Origin of the sequence: Sulfitobacter sediminilitoris (genome assembly GCF_010667575.1) — a bacterium.
In the GTDB taxonomy this organism is placed as follows: domain Bacteria; phylum Pseudomonadota; class Alphaproteobacteria; order Rhodobacterales; family Rhodobacteraceae; genus Sulfitobacter; species Sulfitobacter sediminilitoris.
Window position 1 is genome coordinate 196,419 of record NZ_JAABNT010000006.1, and the last position, 16,698, is coordinate 213,116.

Sequence of the window (16,698 nt, forward strand, 5' to 3'; positions counted from 1 at the left end):
GAAAACACTCAATGGTTGTTATTGGTGCTGTGAGAGACGATCTTCATACTTTGCATGATCCCGGCGTGCGCCCTTTTGGTCAGCGCGATGCTGATACACGGCAATCCGTTGCTTGCTTGCGGGTGCTCGCCACGACCGACATCCATATGCAGCTTCTGGGTTATGACTATACTCTCGACAGACCAGCACAGCACCACGGACTGGCAGGCCTTGCCACATTGATCCGCGAGGCCAGAGCCGAGGCCAAGGCACAAGCGATGCCCTCAATTCTGATTGATAACGGCGATCTGCTGCAAGGGTCTGTTCTGGGGCAGCAGTTGGCCAGGCTGCCGGTCACTCCATCGCATCCTGTGGTCGCCTGTCTGAACGATCTGCAATATGACGGCCTGGGGCTTGGCAATCATGACCTTGACCATGGCGTGGCCTATCTGGCTGATATCGCAAAACACCTTTCTGCGCCTGTGGTCAGCAGCAATCTAGCATTTCCGTCTGAATTTCCCGCGGTGCACCACGCGCTGATCCGCTGCAGGCTTCCAGATGCCAGTGATCCGACCCCGTCAGTACTGCATATCGGTCTGGTGTCAGCCCTGCCGGAACTGACTGCGGTGTGGAACGAACATCAGTTGCGCGGCAATGCCAGCGTTCTTTCAGCCCGCAGAAGAGTATCAGCGGAAACGCGTCGTCTTCGACAGCAGGGCGCAGACCTTGTGATCCTTCTGGCACACATGGGGCTTGAAGGCCGTCCGGCTGAGAAGAGATATACCGATGACGCGCGTGCACTTGCCACGATACACGGCATCGATGCGATCATATCCGGGCATACCCACCGTCGCCTGCCCGGACAAGATCATGAAGGGTATGCACATGTGGATACCGACAAGGGCGCTTTGGCCTCCAGACCTGCGGCCATGCCCGGATTTGAAGCGTCTGATCTTGCCGTTCTAGACCTAAAACTTGGCTGGTCAGAAGGTCTGGGCTGGCGCGTGCTGGATCACCAGGCCTGCCTGCGCCCGAACCTGCCTGACACACCGCCCGATCCCCGGATCGTCGCCCGCTGCAAACCCGCCCATGACGCGCTTCGATCGGATCTGGCACGTGCTTGCGGTCACAGCGACCTACCAATTCACAATTTCTTTTCACTTGCGACGCCAACAGCAACCTGCGCCCTTGTCTCTTGCGCAAAGTACCGCGCCATCGCCCGTGGCATAGCCGACCTGCCAGAGCGTGATCTGCCCATCCTTGCCACCGCGTCAGCGCATACCGCTGGCGGACGCGGCGGCCCTGCGCATTTTCTGCACATCCCGCCCGGAACGGTCTATCGTCGCCATCTGGCGGGTCTCAGCCCTTATGGAAATGCAATCTGGGCCCTGCGCGTCAACGGTGATGACTTACGCCGCTGGCTGGAACATACGGCAGGGGTTTTTCATCAATTGACCCCTGAAAACCCGGATCAGCCGCTTTTGCGACAGGACCGCCCTGCCTTTGATTTCGACACGATCTTTGGACTGGATTACGCCATCGACCCCACCCGCCCCGCCGGCACGCGGCTGGTACGTTTCATGTACAAAGGCCGCCCTGTAACACCGGATCAAAGCTTCGTCCTTGCGACCATTCAGTTCCGTGCCGCAGGTGGCGGTGGGGGACATCAGTTTGACGAAAGCCAGATCATTCTGCGCAGCGAAACCTCAGTTTCCTCTGCCCTGATCGACCTGTTGAAAGAAGGCGACTATGCGTATGATCTGGCGGGCAGGCCTTGGCAGTTTGCCACCCCGTATCCTGTGAGCGCCGTGATCAGAAGCGCCCCCGAAAGCCGCAAGTACCTGCGCGACATTGTGCATCTTTCGCCAATTTACCAAGGCACTGACCCTGAGGGTTTAGCACGCATTCGACTGTCTCTCTGACGCTTGCGTTTGGGCATCTAGCATCCTATATGGGCATCGAGAGGTTGGTGCGGGCAGGCGCCTCGCCAACCCGGTCAGATCCGGAAGGAAGCAGCCGTAACGAGTCCCGCTTGGGTCGTTATCAATCTCTCACCAGTACAGCGCACGGCCTGTGATACACGACGTGTCTGTGCTGAGAAAACTCCAGAAGAATTACATCGCACGTCTGAAAGTTCATTGGATACCTTGAGGCTGCGCGATTAATTTGTGTTCTGCGCATGCCGAGGGTGTTGGTGGTCTGCTAAAGCTGATCAGCCGCAAACGTATCACATTGGCCCACCGCACCGGTCTCATAACCTTGCGCGAACCACCGCGCACGTTGCTCTGATGTACCGTGGGTGAAGGTATGCGGCTGAGGCACACGTCCGGCCCGTTGCTGCAAGTAATCATCCCCAATCTTGCGGGCGGCGTTCAACGCTTCCTGCAGGTCGCCCCGTTCCATCAAGCCTTGCACATTTCGTGCCCAGACGCCCGACAGGCAATCCGCCATCAGCTCCAGCCGTACCGTAAGTGCATTGGCTTCGGCCTTGCTTGATTGCTGGCGGGCCGCATTGACCTTGGGCAGGATACCCAATTCGTTTTGAACATGATGCGCGACCTCATGGGCGATCACATAGGCCGCCGCGAAATCGCCCCCCGCCCCCATCTGACGGTCCAGCATGGTGAAAAATTGCGTATCCAGATAGGCCTTGCTGTCTGCCGGGCAGTAAAACGGCCCAGTCGCACCGGATGCGCCGCCACAAGGGCTTTGTGTCACGCCCGAGAACACAACAAGCTTGGGGGGAACGTAGTCCCGGCCCAACTGTTCTTGAAACACCTGCGTCCAGACATCTTCGGTCGTGGCCAGAACCTGCGCCGAAAACTGCGTCGCGCGGCTGTCGCCTTCGGTAACCGGCGTACTTTGCTGGGTCTGGGGCTGACCTGCGCCCTGCAACAGCGGGCTGACATCAATTCCGGTGAAATATCCGATTGCCAAGACGACCAGCACACCGGCAATTCCTATGCCGCCTACCCTACCGCCACGGCGCCCGCCCCGCACTTCAACGTTCCGACTGCGCCTGATTCCTCTGAGCCGCATGCGATGCTCCCTTTTTCAGTAGCGCCTATTGTCAGTCGAACGCGCCGCCCGCACAATAGTTCAATGAGCAGTAGCAATGAACTGGCACAAGACCGCACCGACTGGGCCGAAGACCGCACCATTCTGGCAAATGAACGTACTTTTGCGGGCTGGATGCGCACCGGTATGGCGTCGGTGGCGCTGGCAGTGGGTTTGCGCGCCGTATTTGGCGAATTTGAGCCAACTTGGGTGGCCAAGGGCATTGCGACAATCTTCATCATCTTGGCGGTCTACATCTTTTGGGCCGCGCAAGAGGCCGCGTGCAAAACGCTGGGTCGCCTGAATGATAACGAGGCCCATGCCCAGCCGATGAACCGCATGCGCATTCTTTCGATTGTATTCGGTTTCGGGGCCATCGCCGTGGGCGCCATCCTTTGGGCTCTCTGAACCGGTTGCCGCGCCTGTCCACCCGTCCTACCCTGCGCCTCTGATCCGAATCCCCCGCTCACGGAGCCTTCATGTCCGACACATCCGCATATCGCGTATTGGCCCGTAAATACCGGCCCGAAACCTTTGCCGATCTGGTGGGGCAGGACGCAATGGTGCGCACGCTGAAAAATGCGTTCGAGGCTGATCGCATCGCGCAGGCCTTCATCATGACGGGCATCCGCGGGACTGGTAAGACGACGACCGCCCGGATCATCGCAAAAGGCATGAACTGCATTGGGCCTGACGGCAACAGCGGCCCGACGACCGAACCCTGTGGCGTGTGCGAGCATTGCACCGCCATCATGGAAGGCCGCCATGTTGACGTGATGGAAATGGACGCCGCATCGAACACCGGCGTCGCCAACATCCGCGAGATCATCGACAGCGTGCATTACCGCGCCGCTTCCGCCCGGTACAAAGTGTACATCATCGACGAAGTGCACATGCTGTCCACCGGGGCGTTTAACGCGCTGCTCAAAACGCTGGAAGAACCACCAGAGCACGTCAAGTTCATCTTTGCGACCACGGAAATCCGCAAGGTGCCCGTCACGGTCCTGTCCCGCTGCCAGCGCTTCGATTTGCGCCGGATTGAGCCGGAAGTAATGATTGCCCTGTTGAAAAAGATTGCGGCGGCCGAAGGGGCAGAGGTGGCACAGGATGCCTACGCCCTGATCACCCGCGCGGCAGAAGGATCTGTGCGCGACGCGCTGTCGCTGCTGGATCAGGCCATCAGCCACGGCGCGGGCGAAACCACCGCAGATCAGGTCCGCGCGATGCTGGGTCTTGCCGACCGGGGCCGCGTGCTGGACCTGTTTGATATGATCCTGAAGGGCGACGCCGCTGGTGCCCTGACCGAGCTATCGGCGCAATATGCCGATGGTGCTGATCCGATGGCCGTCCTCCGTGACCTTGCCGAGATCACGCATTGGGTGTCGGTCGTCAAAATCACACCGGACGCCGCCGAAGACCCGACGATCTCTCCGGAAGAGCGGGACCGCGGCAAGCAGATGGCCGACGCGCTGCCCATGCGTGTGCTCACCCGCCTGTGGCAAATGCTGCTTAAGGCGCTTGATGAGGTCGCCAATGCGCCCAATGCGATGATGGCTGCGGAAATGGCAATTATCCGTCTGACACATGTGGCCGATCTGCCCAGCCCCGAAGAACTGGTGCGCAAGCTGCATAACACCACACCGCCACCCGCCTCTTCGCCGTTAGGTGGAGGCTCGTCGTCCGCACCGTCCGGCGCCCAAGCTGTCCAGCAGGCCCAGACACGCATGGCGTCCAACCCGACGGCCGCCGGGCAAACCACAGCCCTGGCACAAGACATTGACGCTGCGCTCTCCCGCTTTCCGACCTTTGACCACGTAGTTGAATTGATCCGTGCCAACCGCGACGTGAAACTGCTGGTCGAAGTAGAAACCACCCTGCGCCTTGCCGCCTATCAACCCGGACGCATCGAATTCGTCCCGACCGACAAGGCCCCCCGCGACCTTGCCCAGCGCCTCGGCCACCGCCTGCAGGGCTGGACAGGCAACCGTTGGGCCGTGACGATTGTGAACGATGGAGGCAGGGAAACCATCGCAGAAGTGCGCGACGCCAAGGAACTGGCTCTCAAGGCTGATGCAGAGGCACATCCGTTGATGCAAGCCGTCCTGGCCAAGTTCCCGCACGCCAAGATCACTGCCATCCGCACCCCCGAACAGATCGCCGCCGAGGCGGTCGAGGAGGCGTTGCCAGAGGTCGAAGATGAATGGGACCCTTTCGAGGACGGTTGATCCCGGTCGAACAGAACCGCATATAGAAACAAACCAGATCAGGAGAGAGCAATGCTCAAAGGACTAGGTGCGCTTGGCGATATGGCCGGCATGATGAAAAAAGCGCAGGAAATGCAGGGCAAGATGGCCCAGTTGCAGGAAGACATGGCCAATATCATGGTGACCGGCGAAAGCGGCGCGGGTCTGGTCAAAGCAACCTGCACCGCCAAAGGCGAGCTGAAATCACTCGACATCGACCCATCGATCTTTAATGGCGATGACAAGGAAGTTGTCGAAGACCTGATCCTTGCGGCGATCAAAGACGCACAGGCCAAGGCGACCCAGCGCGCGCAGGAAGAAATGGCAAAGCTAACAGAAGGCATGGGGCTGCCTGCGGACATGAAGCTGCCGTTCTGATCCGGTCTTTCAACACAGGGTCCTTGCCGTGAGTTCAACCCGCGAAATCGACGCCCTGATCGACATGATGGCCAAGCTGCCGGGGCTTGGCCCAAGGTCGGCCCGTCGCGCGGTGCTGCACCTTATACGCAAACGTGCGCTGTTGCTGACCCCTTTGGCAGATCTGATGCAAACAGTCGCGGTAACAGCACGCGAATGCCTGAACTGCGGCAACGTGGGCACGTCGGATATTTGCGACATTTGCACCTCAGAGAAACGCGCGAACGGAGAATTGTGCGTGGTTGAGGATGTGGCGGACCTTTGGGCGATGGAACGCTCGGGCGTATTCAAGGGACGCTACCACGTCCTTGGCGGCACACTGTCCGCGCTTGATGCCATCGGACCACAAGAGCTGCGTATCCCAAGGCTCATCGACCGTGTGTCGACCGAGAACATCACCGAAGTGATCCTTGCCCTGAACGCGACCATCGATGGGCAAACCACGGCGCATTATATCGCTGATCAGCTTGACGGTCAGGTCACGCTTACGTCACTCGCCCAAGGTGTCCCCATCGGAGGAGAACTGGATTACCTCGACGATGGCACCATCACCGCCGCGATGCGCGCGCGGAAATCGCTGTAGCCGAGTTTCGCAATCGGACAGCGCCAAAGCCATTCAAGGCAAGGCACCAGCCAACTGTTCCGAAAATAAGACGGCCGCCTGCCCCTCCCAAAGCAGACGGCCTGATCCTCCGCGACGCGATCCGTTCAGAGAACGATCACATCCAGCGGGGGAAATCCGTTGAAACCAACAGAGCTGTACGAACTTGTGTACGCGCCGCAGTTCCGGATCATCACCTTGTCACCGTCGCGCAAGGCGATTGGCAACAACACTGGTCTATTTTCATACAAGATATCAGCGCTATCGCAAGAGGGTCCTGCAAGTACACATGGGCCAACTTCACCACCATCATGCGGCGTCACCAGCTGATAGCGGATTGCCTCACCCTCTGTTTCGGCCAGGCCAGAAAAGCGACCGACGTCCAGATAGACCCAACGGTGCACGTCATCCGCAGATTTGCGTGACACCAGCATAACCTCGGACGCAATGTGTCCCGCTTCGGCCACCAGCCCGCGACCGGGCTCTGCCATCAGGTGCGGGACAAAGCCAAAACGCGCCTCAACTGCCTCAATGACGCGGGCAGCATAAAGGCGGGGCGCTTCGATGCTTTCACCGTAAAAAGCAGGGAAACCGCCACCAAGGTTCAACAGCTGCAAGTCATGACCGGCAGCACGCGCTGCGTGCCAAAGCGGCGCCACCTGATCCAGAACAGGATTCCAGAATTCAGATTTGCGGGTCTGAGAACCGACGTGAAAAGACAGCCCATAAGGCGTCAAACCCAGCGCCTTTGCGTAGTCGAGCAGATCCGGCAGGGCAGAAGCAGCACAGCCAAACTTGCGGCTCAGCGGCCAGTCAGCCATCGAATTTTCGACGATCAGGCGAATGTATACGCGGGCACCGGGTGCGTGTGCCGCGATCTTGTCCAGCTCCGCCTCGCTATCGGCGGCGAACAGCGTAACGCCAACACTATGCGCATAAGCTACATCAGATGCGCGCTTGATCGTGTTGCCAAACGAGATGTGGTCGGGTTTTGCGCCCTGCGACAGGCACAGCTCGATCTCACCACGTGAGGCGCAATCGAAACCGGAACCCTTGGCAACCAAAGTGCGAATGACCTGAGCTGCCGGGTTTGCCTTTACCGCGTAATGGATGTGCGCGCGTCCCAGACCCGCGTGCAAGGCGTCATATTGTGCGGCAATACGGTCGCGGCTGACCACCAGTGTCGGGCGGTCGAATTCATTCGCCGCGATATAGGCCGCAGCAGGATCAGCGTAAACAGGGGAGGCGGCGCGCAGGGCGCCGGGGACTGTAGCGTTCATGGTCATCTCCAAAGAGCAGATGGGGCAAGAGTGCCCCCATATGTCATTTCAAGAGACGTTACCGTCGCTACATAAACGCGGGTCAGTCAGGGTATGATCTGACCGGCCAGAGGTGCGTGCGTTGGCGTCTGTGTTGCGCCATTTACGCCAGTTTCAGATTCGTACAAGTCCGAAAATTGCTTGTGACAAAAATAAATTTGATACCCCAAATCCTGTGCTCTCTTTGGCGCAGCAAAAAGGCTCTAGATCCAAATATCTAGTCATCTTCCCAATCGCTTCCAATTGGCCCACGATCGCGCTTTTGTTCTTCTACAATCATTCGCTTGGCCTCAAATGCTTCGCCATCGCCAGCCTCTCCCGGAGAGGCTTCTTCTGCCTCCGTCGTGGCCAGCGCCAGCACAAACCACATTGGAAAATGATCCGAGCCGACTTTGGTCAACCGCCGCATCTCGATCAATCGGAACTTTGGATCGTGGAACAGATGATCCAGCGGCCACCGCATCCATGGCATTGTGGCACTGAACGTGTTGAAAAACCCCCGGCCGACCCGCGGATCAAGCAGACCTGAAAGCCGCTGAAAACGCCGCGTCGTCGTCGACCACGCGACATCGTTCAGATCGCCCGCGACAACCGCTGGCAAATTATCATTCGCAGCCTCAAGGCCCACCATGGCAATCTCTCCGTCGCGGCCCTTGGTGTCGTGGCTCATGACCGGCGGTTCAGGATGCACGACATAAAGCCGGAACGCCTCGCCATTGCGAAGTGTCACCCGCATCCGCGCCGATGGGACGTCCTTTGTGATCAGATCGCGCACCTCTACCTCTGTCAAAGGCAGCTTTGACATGATGAGCAGACCGTATCCGTTGTCCCTGGGTACTTCGATCCAATGATCAAAATGATCTCCAAGGGCCGATTTCAGGGCATCCACCCAGTGCTTATCCACCTCAATGGCCATCACGATGTCGGGTTTACGCTCAAGTACAAGCCGGACCAGCGCGTCATAGTCGCGATTGGACATCTTGATATTCGACGCCAACATGCTGACCTGATGATCCACGCCACGCCTCAAGGCGTCTGACGCGTCAACGGATTGCTTTGCCCACACCGGCGTGAATTTGACAATGTAGAGAAGTTGAACCGCACCCAAGACGAACGCAAGCACGGCCAATGAGACGCCTGCCAATCCGGGTATGAAAGCAATAGAAGATGCAAACAATATGATCGACAAAACGAAATATTGCTGACGCGGGAAGTCCAGACCACGGATCGCGCCAAATGGCACCTTGCTGAGCGGTAGGATCGTCGCGAACACAAGGAAGGTGGTCAGAAGTCCGAAAAGGCCATAACCCCAGATGTTCATGATCGCGCCCTTCTGTTCACCTGGACCGGGACTGCAAAAAAGGCGCAGACCCAATCGTCCGCGCCTTTCATATCATTCAACGATAACTAAGGACATTTGTTCCGCTCAACCGCCATCAGGTCAAGACTTGCTATCATCCTCATCCGCGTCGTCATCCCCTTCAGGCAAAGAGAAGAAACTGTCCGCGTCCGCATAGTTGCTGTCGTCTTTCTCTTCGCCATCCGCGTCGTCACCGGACAGGGTAAAGGTTTCCAGCCCTTCAATCGCTGTCGGGATCTTCGGCTCAGCTTCCATTTCAAGGCTCTGCTCGGTGCTGACCAGTTTGCGACGTTCATCATCGCTCATGACATCGCCGGCGGCGGCTTTCTTGGCTGCAGCTTTCTGCACGGCCGCATCAAGCTCGGATTGTTTGCACAGCCCGAGTGCGACGGGATCGATAGGCTGGATGTTCGAAATGTTCCAATGGGTCCGCTCGCGGATCGCCTGAATGGTGGGTTTTGTTGTCCCTACCAGCTTACCGATCTGACCGTCGGTAAGTTCCGGGTGGAATTTCACCAGCCAAAGAATGGATGCAGGACGGTCCTGCCGCTTGGACAACGGTGTATACCGAGGTCCGCGCCGCTTTTCTTCGCCTTGCGCCGCAGCGTTGAACTTCAGCGTCAGTTTATGCAGCGGATTCTCCTGCGCTGCATTAATTTCTTCCTGGGTCAGCTGGTTGTTCGCAATCGGATCGAAGCCTTTGACACCCTGCGCCACGTCGCCATCGGCAATGCCCTGCACTTCCAGCTCATGCATGCCGACAAAGTCAGCAATCTGTTTGAAGCTGATGGTGGTGTTGTCGACCAGCCATACCGCGGTCGCTTTGGCCATAATAGGTTTTGCCATGATGATCTCTCCTTCAAAACGCAACTTTCCCGTCGCCTGAAAGGGCTGTCTCGGTGGGCCGAGACGGTTTCCATTGTCGGGGAACTTGGCCGCCTTATACTGAGGGTCGAGAAATAAGGAAAGACCCAATGCGCATGCTCCTCGCTGGCCTGCTGGCCGCGCTCATTGCCGTGACTGCCGCCGCTGAAGGCGAACGTGCGGGAGAGTTCGATTACTATGTCGTCTCGCTCAGCTGGTCGCCAAACTGGTGCCTGCGCGAAGGCGACGCGCGCGATTCACCGCAATGCGAGAAAGGCACTGGTCATGGGTGGATTCTCCATGGCCTCTGGCCCCAGTTTCATCGAGGCTATCCGTCATTTTGCCAAACCGCCGAGCGCCCACCAACCCGCCGCATGACACGCGACATGGCCGATATCATGGGCACCAGTGGCCTGGCTTGGCATCAGTGGAAGAAACATGGCACCTGCACCGGGCTTTCAGCGACAAGCTATTATGCCTTGTCCCGTGATGCATATGCCCGGGTCACCCGGCCTGAAATCTTCCGCAAACTCAAGCGGCATGTGAGGTTGCCCGCAACCGTGGTCGAAGACGCCTTTCTGCAGTCCAATCCCGCGATGGAAGCCGACGGCGTCACCATCACCTGCCGCGCGGATCAAATACACGAGGCTCGGATTTGCCTTTCCAAATCGCTGGACCCGGTGCCTTGCGGGCAAGACGTGGTGCGCGATTGCAAACTGAAAAAAGCGCTGTTTGCGCCGGTAAGATAAGCAACAATAGACAACGTCAAAAGGCGCCGTCAGCTTCCCGTTGAAGACAAAAAGAGGAGAGGTGTGCGCCTCTCCTCTTTTCCAAGAAAGCAACCGCTTACTCGTGGTACCTTCATCGGCTCTTCAGCCTGTACCGGAGGCGCAAAAAACCCTGATTCTGGTTAACAAAAGGTTACTCATTTTGAACGGGGACGCTGTAGCACCGATGCTGGTGGATCGGACCACCCGTTCTTGACCGAGTGATTCAACGCGGAAACGGAAATATCGAGTGGCGCAAGCCTGCCTGCGCCACCTGCATTAGCCGCCTACTCCAAGCACGATCTTTCCGATATGCCCGCTACTTTCCATCCGCGCATGGGCCTCTGCCGCTGCCTCCAGATCAAAAGTACTGTCCATCACCGGGGCAACGCGACCCTCATCCAACAGCGGCCACACCGCCTCGCGCAGCTCTTGCGCGATGCGTGCCTTGGCCAGATCGCTTTGTGGGCGCAGGGTCGATCCGGTCATCGTCAGCCGTCGGGTCATCAGCGTCGCAAAGTTCACTTCGACCTTTGGGCCTTGCAGAAAGGCGATCTGTACAAGGCGACCGTCTTCGGCCAACGCAGTCAGGTTGCGCGGAATATAACCACCGCCGACCATATCAAGGATCAGGTCCGCCCCGCCCTCGGCCTGCATCACATCCACGAAGTCCGTATCGCGGTAGTTGATCGCAGCCTCAGCCCCGAGATCAACGCAGGCAGCACATTTGCGATCTGTCCCTGCCGTGGCGAAAACCCGTGCGCCGAAGGTATGTGCCAACTGGATTGCCGTCGTTCCGATACCAGACGATCCGCCATGCACCAGAAACCGCTCTCCGGCCTTCAGTCCGCCGCGCATGAATACATTTGACCAGACGGTATAAAAGGTTTCGGGCAGGCAAGCAGCCTCTTTCATCCCCATGCCCTTTGGCACGCGCAGGCAATGTGCCGCAGGGGTGGCGACATATTCAGCGTAACCACCGCCCGGTAACAGCGCACAGACCTGATCACCCACCGCGACATCCGCGACGCCTTCGCCGACTTGAACAACCTCGCCCGACGCCTCAAGCCCCGGCAGATCACTGGCCGTGGGGGGCGGTGCGTACATGCCGGCACGTTGAAGCGCGTCAGGGCGATTGACCCCGGCATAGGCCACCTTGATCACAACTTGGCCGTGCTTAGGCTCAGGCATGGGGCGTTCACAAAGCTGCAGTACTTCTGGCCCACCTGCTTCGGTGATTTCCATTGCGCGCATAGTTCCGGTCATCTGAACCTCCATTTCATTCGTTCTTTCCTTAACCTAGAACGTCGCGGCGGCGGGCGCACCCAGTTAGTGCAACCTGCCAATGTGCAGGGTTTGGACCGCAGCCGAATTATTCTGTTCGGGACAGGACACTTGCAGGTCGGGCGCGGGCCAGACCTGATGTAATCAGCCCAGTCAGCACGACCTTGATGATATCGCCGGGAATATAAACGCTGAAAACCGTGAGCGTTTCAATCAAGCTTTTGTTGAGCACCATCATAAAGCCCGCGACCCCAAAGATATTAAGCACCAGAATGCCACCCACGGCGGCAGCAATCCCCGCTGCCAACCCGACAGGCAAGGACCGCAACTGCTCCATCACGAAGCCTGCCGTAAACGCTGCGATGGGGAAGCCCACGACAAAACCCATTGTCGGTCCGGCAAAGACCCCAAGACCACCGCGCCCACCGGACAAAAGAGGAAGTCCAAGGGCAACCAACCCAACAAAAAGAAGCACTGCGAGCCCGCCTCGCTTGGCCCCCAGAACCGTACCGCATAGCATTACGCCAAGGCTTTGCGCGGTGATTGGCACACCGGAGGTCAACATCAGGTTGGGCAACAAGCCAAGCGCAGCGATCAGGGCGGCGAAAATGGCGATCAGGGCGACAGAGCGTTCCATGGGAATTCCTTTTATTTGACTCGCGGAGGCGCTAGCCCGAAACACTCGTGTCTTCAACCGGTTACCTAAAGTCCCCCACGCGCACGCAATGCCTCGGCCACATGCTCTGCGTCATCAATGGCGGTCACTGCAAAGGGCAGTACAATCCGCCATCCCGGTCGCCGCACTGACCGCGCACGCCACGCCATGGACAGCGCCTGCCCCTTATTCGCCAACACTGGCGTGAAGCGTATGACCAGCGCCATCGCCAATTCGATGCTTTGCGTTCCCACGCCAAAGCGGCGCAGCGGCGTTGTCAGCCAACGCACGACTGTCATCATGTCGCTCAACCGTGTTGTCATGGTGACCAGATTGGCAAGCGCAACAGCCGTGACCATCCGCAACGCTATGGTCGCGCCTGCCGCACCATCATCGGTGATCAGGTGCCATAGAAGAATCAACGCTACAAAGGGCCAAAGCACGAATAGCCGCTTTAACCCCGCGCCCAGAAATATCCGTCCGGGCAAGGCATAAAGGACCGCAGTTGCTGCCAGAAATCCCAGATGCAATGCAGCGCCGTCAACCGCGAACAGCACCAGAGTTGCCGCACACAACAACGCCAGCTTGCCCCCCGCCGGCCAGCCGTGCGCGGCAGTCTTAACCGGCGAGGTCAGAGAGATCATCACTGTCTCCGATTTCCATCATGCGCCGACTGAATGCGGCCAGCACCGGCAGCGGCGCGCCGTCTTGCAAGACGCGCCCTTGGTCGATCCACAGAACCCTGTCATAGGCGCGCACCGCGTCAGGTGCATGTGTGATGTGGACAATTGTCAGATCAAGCGAAGCCAAGACCCGCTCCAACTGGCGGGTGGTCGGAATGTCGAGACCTGCAAACGGTTCATCCAGAATGATCACCTTGGGGACCATGCACAGTACGGACATCAGGCACACCAACTGTCGCTGACCTTGTGAAAGCTGGTGAATTGCCGCCGGAGCCCAGTGCAGCTTGTCAAACCGCCGCAATACATTGTGAACGCCGCGTTTCACATCAGACTTGGACAGGCCCATCTGTGTCAGGCCAAAGGCGATTTCTTCTTCGACCGTGGGAAAGATAATCTGATGATCCGGGTTTTGAAACAGGATACCGACCCGCCGCAGCGCTGCCCTGCGATCCTGTGCGACCTCCACGCCGTCTATCCTGACCCGGCCCTGATCAGTCGGGATCAGCCCTGCCATGACGCGCGCGAGGCTTGTTTTGCCTGAACCATTGCGCCCTACGATTCCGATACGGCGTTCGTCTGCTCTTATCGTGACACCGGACAGGATCTGCTTGCCTTCTGCAGCATAGGCCACATCGTGCAAATCAATCAGGGGCGAAGTTACGGAGGGCATATGTCTCACGAAGGGCGGTGAACTGCGGCGGGGATGCTCTACAGGGGTGCTTGATCACCCGCAAGGCAGGACTACCTCCTGCGTCATGTTATTGTACGCCTTGTCTTTCTTATTGAACGCCACGCTGACTTTCACGGTGAGCCTTGGCATCTGGCGTGACCATCCCGGCATAACTGAAGTCTACGGGGGCGATACGCCAGCCCGACGCATCCTGATGTGTATCTACATCGCCATTGGGGCGATCAGCCTCTATGCGCTTGGCCAGATGGTGGCGGGCAACGTCGATGTCGCTCGTAACGTGGCCCTGACGTTGTTCCCGCTTCAAATCATTTACAAAGTACTTACGGCAGCAGCCGTGCGCGTTCTACATCCTGTCGTGATCGCAAATCTCTGCGTGGTCGCCCTTCTGTCGCTTACGTTGCTCGCGGGCTAATCCCGCGGCGCGGTCCACGAACCAGGAAAATCCCCTTTCGGAAATTTTGTCGGCGCCTTGATCTGGCTCAGTACCCAGTTTGGCCCTGCAAAAAGCTTGCTCAGTGTTGGACTCTTTTGCACCTGCGCTTTGATCTTTTCGATCTGCATCACGTTGTCTATGCGCCGGTCCAGAAACGCCCATGTCGCCTCGTGACCCTCACTTGTGTCGCCCAGCCAAAAGATTACCGTGGCGGAATAGACGCCGCTCAGCGTCGCCCGCTTGGTGTACCAGTTGTAATCCGTCGATGTATCGCCGAGCGCATCCCAGATCTTGTCACAGGTACCCCATACCAGCTTGGCCCCATCCGGCGCATACGGAGGCAAAGCAAACAGCGTCGTGCCGCGCCGCACAGCTTCCTTGTCCTCGATCACTTCCAGCCGCAGGCGCACCGCACGCGCAATCCGGTCGCGAAAGCGCAGCGCGCTCAGGTCTTCCGCTTTCAGCGCTTCAAGCATTTTCTCATCCCCGCGATGGTGAAACGCCACGGCCAGATCAACTGCGCCCCTTGGGCACACCGCACGCGCGACAATTGGATCCATTTCGGAATCGGCCATCGCGGCCTTGAATGTGGCCGGGGACCAGCCATCAAACGGCACGTGTGGCAGGGCGGCATCCAGCAATCTGTCTTTGGGATCGGTCATGATTTCTTCCTTCGCATGAGGCTTAAGCGACTCGACAAACGTCTTTCGTCTTGATATAGGGCGATTTCCTGCAAATCCTTGCAACTTTATCTAGAAAGGTGGTGACAACCACATGCAGGTTAGTGTTCGCGACAACAATGTCGATCAGGCCCTCCGGGCCCTGAAGAAAAAGCTACAGCGCGAAGGCGTATTCCGTGAAATGAAGCTCAAGCAACATTTCGAGAAGCCGTCCGAGAAAAAAGCGCGCGAGAAAGCTGAAGCGATCCGTCGGGCCCGTAAGTTGGCTCGTAAAAAAGCGCAACGCGAAGGTATGATGTAAGTCACTCTGACGCGCAAGCTGAGAAATTTAGACCCCCGCAAGGTTTGCCCTGCGGGGGTTTTTCTTTGCATGAACAAAGCAGTGAACGCCTGTCGTTCAAAGGGCAGGCAGAAATAGTAGGGCCACCGCTGGTCGGTACGCAGGTAATTCTGCTGCGATCCAGCGATGGCCCAAACCCGTAATTGCGGGTAGCGCCCCAGAACATCGGGAAGATAATCCCGAGGCGTTTTGGGTCCCAGTGGGCACCGGACATCTCCGGCACTCCGCAAGGTAAATGCATATTGCGGTGGTTGGGAAAACCAGCTGCGCGATACTTGGAGCAATTCCTTGGCAGGCCCGGCATCACACCGGGTGGGAGTTTCCTGACATTGGAACGCAACGTGACTGTATCTTGCTTTTTAGAAACGATCTGAACGTGGTGGCTGAACGTGGCGCTACCCGGACCCGAAAGAGGTAAAGGTCTGTTTTGTCTGGATCTTTCTTCCGGCTTCCCCTCCGCTTATGATGACCTGGCCTGTAATGACCATGGGGAAGTTTTGACACGCTTTGACTGGTGGCTCTGTGAAGCGGTTCACACAATGGAAAGAAAATTAAACAATTTCTGAATTTTTGATATTTTCGAGCGCTTGCTCGTCGATCAATTGCAGCCGTCCACGTGAAAGCGCCACAAATCCCTCGCGCTGCCATTCGGCCAGCGTCTTGGACACAACCTCGCGTGTGACACCGACATAATCGGCCAGCTGCGCCTGAGACATGGTGATCTCATTACCCCCGCCCGCAAGGTACAGGACTTTCGCGGCCAGCCTTGCTGCCGGAGGCAAAAACACCTGATGCTCCACTTGCTGGCTCAGCCAGCGCATCCGCTTGCCCGCAAAGCTCAGCAATTCTGCAGCAAGGTGAGGCGCGGTTTCAATCCCTGCGATGACAGCAGACTGACTGATGGATCGCAACTTGCAGTCTTCGACAGCAGCGATCCGGGCCGTGCGCGGGCCGGGATCGAACATCGCGATTTCACCAAACACACTCCCCGCGCGGAGCAGATTTAAAGACAACTTGCGTCCCGATGCCGAATAGACACTGACCTCAAGCAATCCCTCATCCAGAACATAGAGCCTGTCGTCGAAATCCTCTTGCTCGAAGAGCGTTTCGCCAGCCTTAAGCCGTTGCGGTACAAATGTCTGATCAAAAAGGCGGCGCAGTTCATGAGACGCTTCCAGAAAGAATGTGGCTTGATCCATTGGAAACTTCTGTCTCTCGTTACATTACAGCCGTTTGGCGATCCGCATCACAGCGGATGGGTCCGTGACTATAGTCAAATCACCCGACGATCCCGGCGAATCCATCATTACTCGATCTGCTCCGGC

The 16,698-nt window shown here is 57.9% G+C and carries 18 protein-coding genes and 1 other RNA gene; 9 read left to right on the plus strand and 10 right to left on the minus strand.

Annotated features, from left to right (window positions below):
* The first annotated feature begins 29 nt into the window (after positions 1-29).
* Positions 30-1,901 (plus strand): 5'-nucleotidase C-terminal domain-containing protein, encoded by a 1,872-nt coding sequence (locus GV827_RS12100; protein ID WP_164354057.1) that lies wholly within the window; start codon positions 30-32, stop codon positions 1,899-1,901.
* A 37-nt stretch (positions 1,902-1,938) separates the two neighbouring features.
* Positions 1,939-2,036, plus strand: an RNA gene (ffs, locus tag GV827_RS12105) — signal recognition particle sRNA small type.
* Between the two features lie 145 nt (positions 2,037-2,181).
* Here the strand turns inward: ffs and ypfJ are convergent.
* Positions 2,182-3,018: a KPN_02809 family neutral zinc metallopeptidase gene (gene ypfJ, locus GV827_RS12110; RefSeq protein ID WP_164354058.1), complete on the minus strand. Its 837-nt coding sequence runs from the start codon at positions 3,016-3,018 to the stop codon at positions 2,182-2,184.
* Between the two features lie 63 nt (positions 3,019-3,081).
* Here ypfJ and GV827_RS12115 point away from each other — a divergent pair, with 63 nt between their 5' ends.
* The 4 genes from GV827_RS12115 (at position 3,082) to recR (ending at position 6,279) form a co-directional block, all read left to right on the plus strand.
* Positions 3,082-3,444 carry a YidH family protein gene (locus tag GV827_RS12115; RefSeq protein ID WP_164354059.1) on the plus strand — a complete coding sequence of 121 codons (363 nt, stop codon included), beginning with the start codon at positions 3,082-3,084 and terminating at the stop codon, positions 3,442-3,444.
* Positions 3,445-3,515: 71 nt separating this feature from the next.
* Positions 3,516-5,261, plus strand: a complete 1,746-nt coding sequence (locus GV827_RS12120) for a DNA polymerase III subunit gamma/tau (RefSeq protein WP_164354060.1) — start codon at positions 3,516-3,518, stop codon at positions 5,259-5,261.
* 51 nt (positions 5,262-5,312) lie between these two features.
* Positions 5,313-5,657: a YbaB/EbfC family nucleoid-associated protein gene (locus GV827_RS12125; protein WP_164354061.1), complete on the plus strand. Its 345-nt coding sequence runs from the start codon at positions 5,313-5,315 to the stop codon at positions 5,655-5,657.
* A gap of 28 nt (positions 5,658-5,685) precedes the next feature.
* A complete protein-coding gene (gene recR / locus GV827_RS12130) occupies positions 5,686-6,279 on the plus strand; it encodes a recombination mediator RecR (RefSeq protein WP_164354062.1) in 594 nt (197 codons plus the stop codon).
* Between the two features lie 125 nt (positions 6,280-6,404).
* Here the strand turns inward: recR and GV827_RS12135 are convergent, their stop codons facing one another.
* From GV827_RS12135 to GV827_RS12145, 3 genes are all read right to left on the minus strand, one after another.
* Positions 6,405-7,583, minus strand: coding sequence for a type III PLP-dependent enzyme (locus tag GV827_RS12135; RefSeq protein WP_164354063.1), 1,179 nt, complete (start codon positions 7,581-7,583; stop codon positions 6,405-6,407).
* 250 nt (positions 7,584-7,833) lie between these two features.
* On the minus strand, positions 7,834-8,937 hold the full coding sequence (locus GV827_RS12140; protein ID WP_164354064.1) for an endonuclease/exonuclease/phosphatase family protein: 1,104 nt from the start codon (positions 8,935-8,937) through the stop codon (positions 7,834-7,836).
* A gap of 120 nt (positions 8,938-9,057) precedes the next feature.
* On the minus strand, positions 9,058-9,822 hold the full coding sequence (locus tag GV827_RS12145; protein ID WP_164354065.1) for a DUF1013 domain-containing protein: 765 nt from the start codon (positions 9,820-9,822) through the stop codon (positions 9,058-9,060).
* A 128-nt stretch (positions 9,823-9,950) separates the two neighbouring features.
* Between GV827_RS12145 and GV827_RS12150 the strand changes: the two genes are divergently transcribed.
* Positions 9,951-10,589: a ribonuclease T2 family protein gene (locus GV827_RS12150; RefSeq protein ID WP_164354066.1), complete on the plus strand. Its 639-nt coding sequence runs from the start codon at positions 9,951-9,953 to the stop codon at positions 10,587-10,589.
* Between the two features lie 297 nt (positions 10,590-10,886).
* On the opposite strand, the gene GV827_RS12155 is transcribed toward GV827_RS12150, so the two are convergent.
* The 4 genes from GV827_RS12155 to GV827_RS12170 form a co-directional block, all read right to left on the minus strand.
* The gene (locus tag GV827_RS12155) at positions 10,887-11,873 is read right to left on the minus strand and encodes an NAD(P)H-quinone oxidoreductase (protein WP_164354067.1); all 987 of its coding nucleotides are present in this window, start codon (positions 11,871-11,873) and stop codon (positions 10,887-10,889) included.
* 106 nt (positions 11,874-11,979) lie between these two features.
* Positions 11,980-12,528 (minus strand): biotin transporter BioY, encoded by a 549-nt coding sequence (locus GV827_RS12160; RefSeq protein WP_164354068.1) that lies wholly within the window; start codon positions 12,526-12,528, stop codon positions 11,980-11,982.
* 65 nt (positions 12,529-12,593) lie between these two features.
* Complete coding sequence (locus tag GV827_RS12165) at positions 12,594-13,190, minus strand: energy-coupling factor transporter transmembrane component T family protein (RefSeq protein WP_164354069.1); 597 nt, start codon at positions 13,188-13,190, stop codon at positions 12,594-12,596.
* A complete protein-coding gene (locus tag GV827_RS12170; protein ID WP_164354121.1) occupies positions 13,165-13,899 on the minus strand; it encodes an energy-coupling factor ABC transporter ATP-binding protein in 735 nt (244 codons plus the stop codon). Before GV827_RS12170 ends, GV827_RS12165 begins: the two co-directional genes overlap by 26 nt.
* 85 nt (positions 13,900-13,984) lie before the next feature.
* Between GV827_RS12170 and GV827_RS12175 the strand changes: the two genes are divergently transcribed.
* Positions 13,985-14,332: a hypothetical protein gene (locus GV827_RS12175; protein ID WP_164354070.1), complete on the plus strand. Its 348-nt coding sequence runs from the start codon at positions 13,985-13,987 to the stop codon at positions 14,330-14,332.
* Here the strand turns inward: GV827_RS12175 and GV827_RS12180 are convergent.
* Positions 14,329-15,015, minus strand: a complete 687-nt coding sequence (locus GV827_RS12180) for a COQ9 family protein (RefSeq protein WP_164354072.1) — start codon at positions 15,013-15,015, stop codon at positions 14,329-14,331. The two genes, GV827_RS12175 and GV827_RS12180, sit on opposite strands and share 4 nt — an antisense overlap.
* 112 nt (positions 15,016-15,127) lie before the next feature.
* Between GV827_RS12180 and rpsU the strand changes: the two genes are divergently transcribed.
* The gene (gene rpsU, locus GV827_RS12185) at positions 15,128-15,334 is read left to right on the plus strand and encodes a 30S ribosomal protein S21 (RefSeq protein WP_007118112.1); all 207 of its coding nucleotides are present in this window, start codon (positions 15,128-15,130) and stop codon (positions 15,332-15,334) included.
* Between the two features lie 590 nt (positions 15,335-15,924).
* On the opposite strand, the gene GV827_RS12190 is transcribed toward rpsU, so the two are convergent.
* Positions 15,925-16,572 carry a Crp/Fnr family transcriptional regulator gene (locus tag GV827_RS12190; protein WP_164354073.1) on the minus strand — a complete coding sequence of 216 codons (648 nt, stop codon included), beginning with the start codon at positions 16,570-16,572 and terminating at the stop codon, positions 15,925-15,927.
* Positions 16,573-16,698 lie beyond the last annotated feature (126 nt).

Coding starts and splice junctions, on each gene's coding strand:
- ypfJ (WP_164354058.1), bottom strand. CDS start 3,018: ATGCGGCTCAGAGGAATCAGGCGCAGTCGGAACGTTGAAGTGCGGGGC.
- GV827_RS12125 (WP_164354061.1), top strand. CDS start 5,313: ATGCTCAAAGGACTAGGTGCGCTTGGCGATATGGCCGGCATGATGAAA.
- GV827_RS12160 (WP_164354068.1), bottom strand. CDS start 12,528: ATGGAACGCTCTGTCGCCCTGATCGCCATTTTCGCCGCCCTGATCGCT.
- GV827_RS12120 (WP_164354060.1), top strand. CDS start 3,516: ATGTCCGACACATCCGCATATCGCGTATTGGCCCGTAAATACCGGCCC.
- GV827_RS12135 (WP_164354063.1), bottom strand. CDS start 7,583: ATGACCATGAACGCTACAGTCCCCGGCGCCCTGCGCGCCGCCTCCCCT.
- GV827_RS12175 (WP_164354070.1), top strand. CDS start 13,985: ATGTTATTGTACGCCTTGTCTTTCTTATTGAACGCCACGCTGACTTTC.
- GV827_RS12150 (WP_164354066.1), top strand. CDS start 9,951: ATGCGCATGCTCCTCGCTGGCCTGCTGGCCGCGCTCATTGCCGTGACT.
- GV827_RS12140 (WP_164354064.1), bottom strand. CDS start 8,937: ATGAACATCTGGGGTTATGGCCTTTTCGGACTTCTGACCACCTTCCTT.
- GV827_RS12165 (WP_164354069.1), bottom strand. CDS start 13,190: ATGATCTCTCTGACCTCGCCGGTTAAGACTGCCGCGCACGGCTGGCCG.
- GV827_RS12145 (WP_164354065.1), bottom strand. CDS start 9,822: ATGGCAAAACCTATTATGGCCAAAGCGACCGCGGTATGGCTGGTCGAC.
- GV827_RS12190 (WP_164354073.1), bottom strand. CDS start 16,572: ATGGATCAAGCCACATTCTTTCTGGAAGCGTCTCATGAACTGCGCCGC.
- GV827_RS12115 (WP_164354059.1), top strand. CDS start 3,082: ATGAGCAGTAGCAATGAACTGGCACAAGACCGCACCGACTGGGCCGAA.
- GV827_RS12155 (WP_164354067.1), bottom strand. CDS start 11,873: ATGACCGGAACTATGCGCGCAATGGAAATCACCGAAGCAGGTGGGCCA.
- GV827_RS12180 (WP_164354072.1), bottom strand. CDS start 15,015: ATGACCGATCCCAAAGACAGATTGCTGGATGCCGCCCTGCCACACGTG.
- GV827_RS12170 (WP_164354121.1), bottom strand. CDS start 13,899: ATGCCCTCCGTAACTTCGCCCCTGATTGATTTGCACGATGTGGCCTAT.
- rpsU (WP_007118112.1), top strand. CDS start 15,128: ATGCAGGTTAGTGTTCGCGACAACAATGTCGATCAGGCCCTCCGGGCC.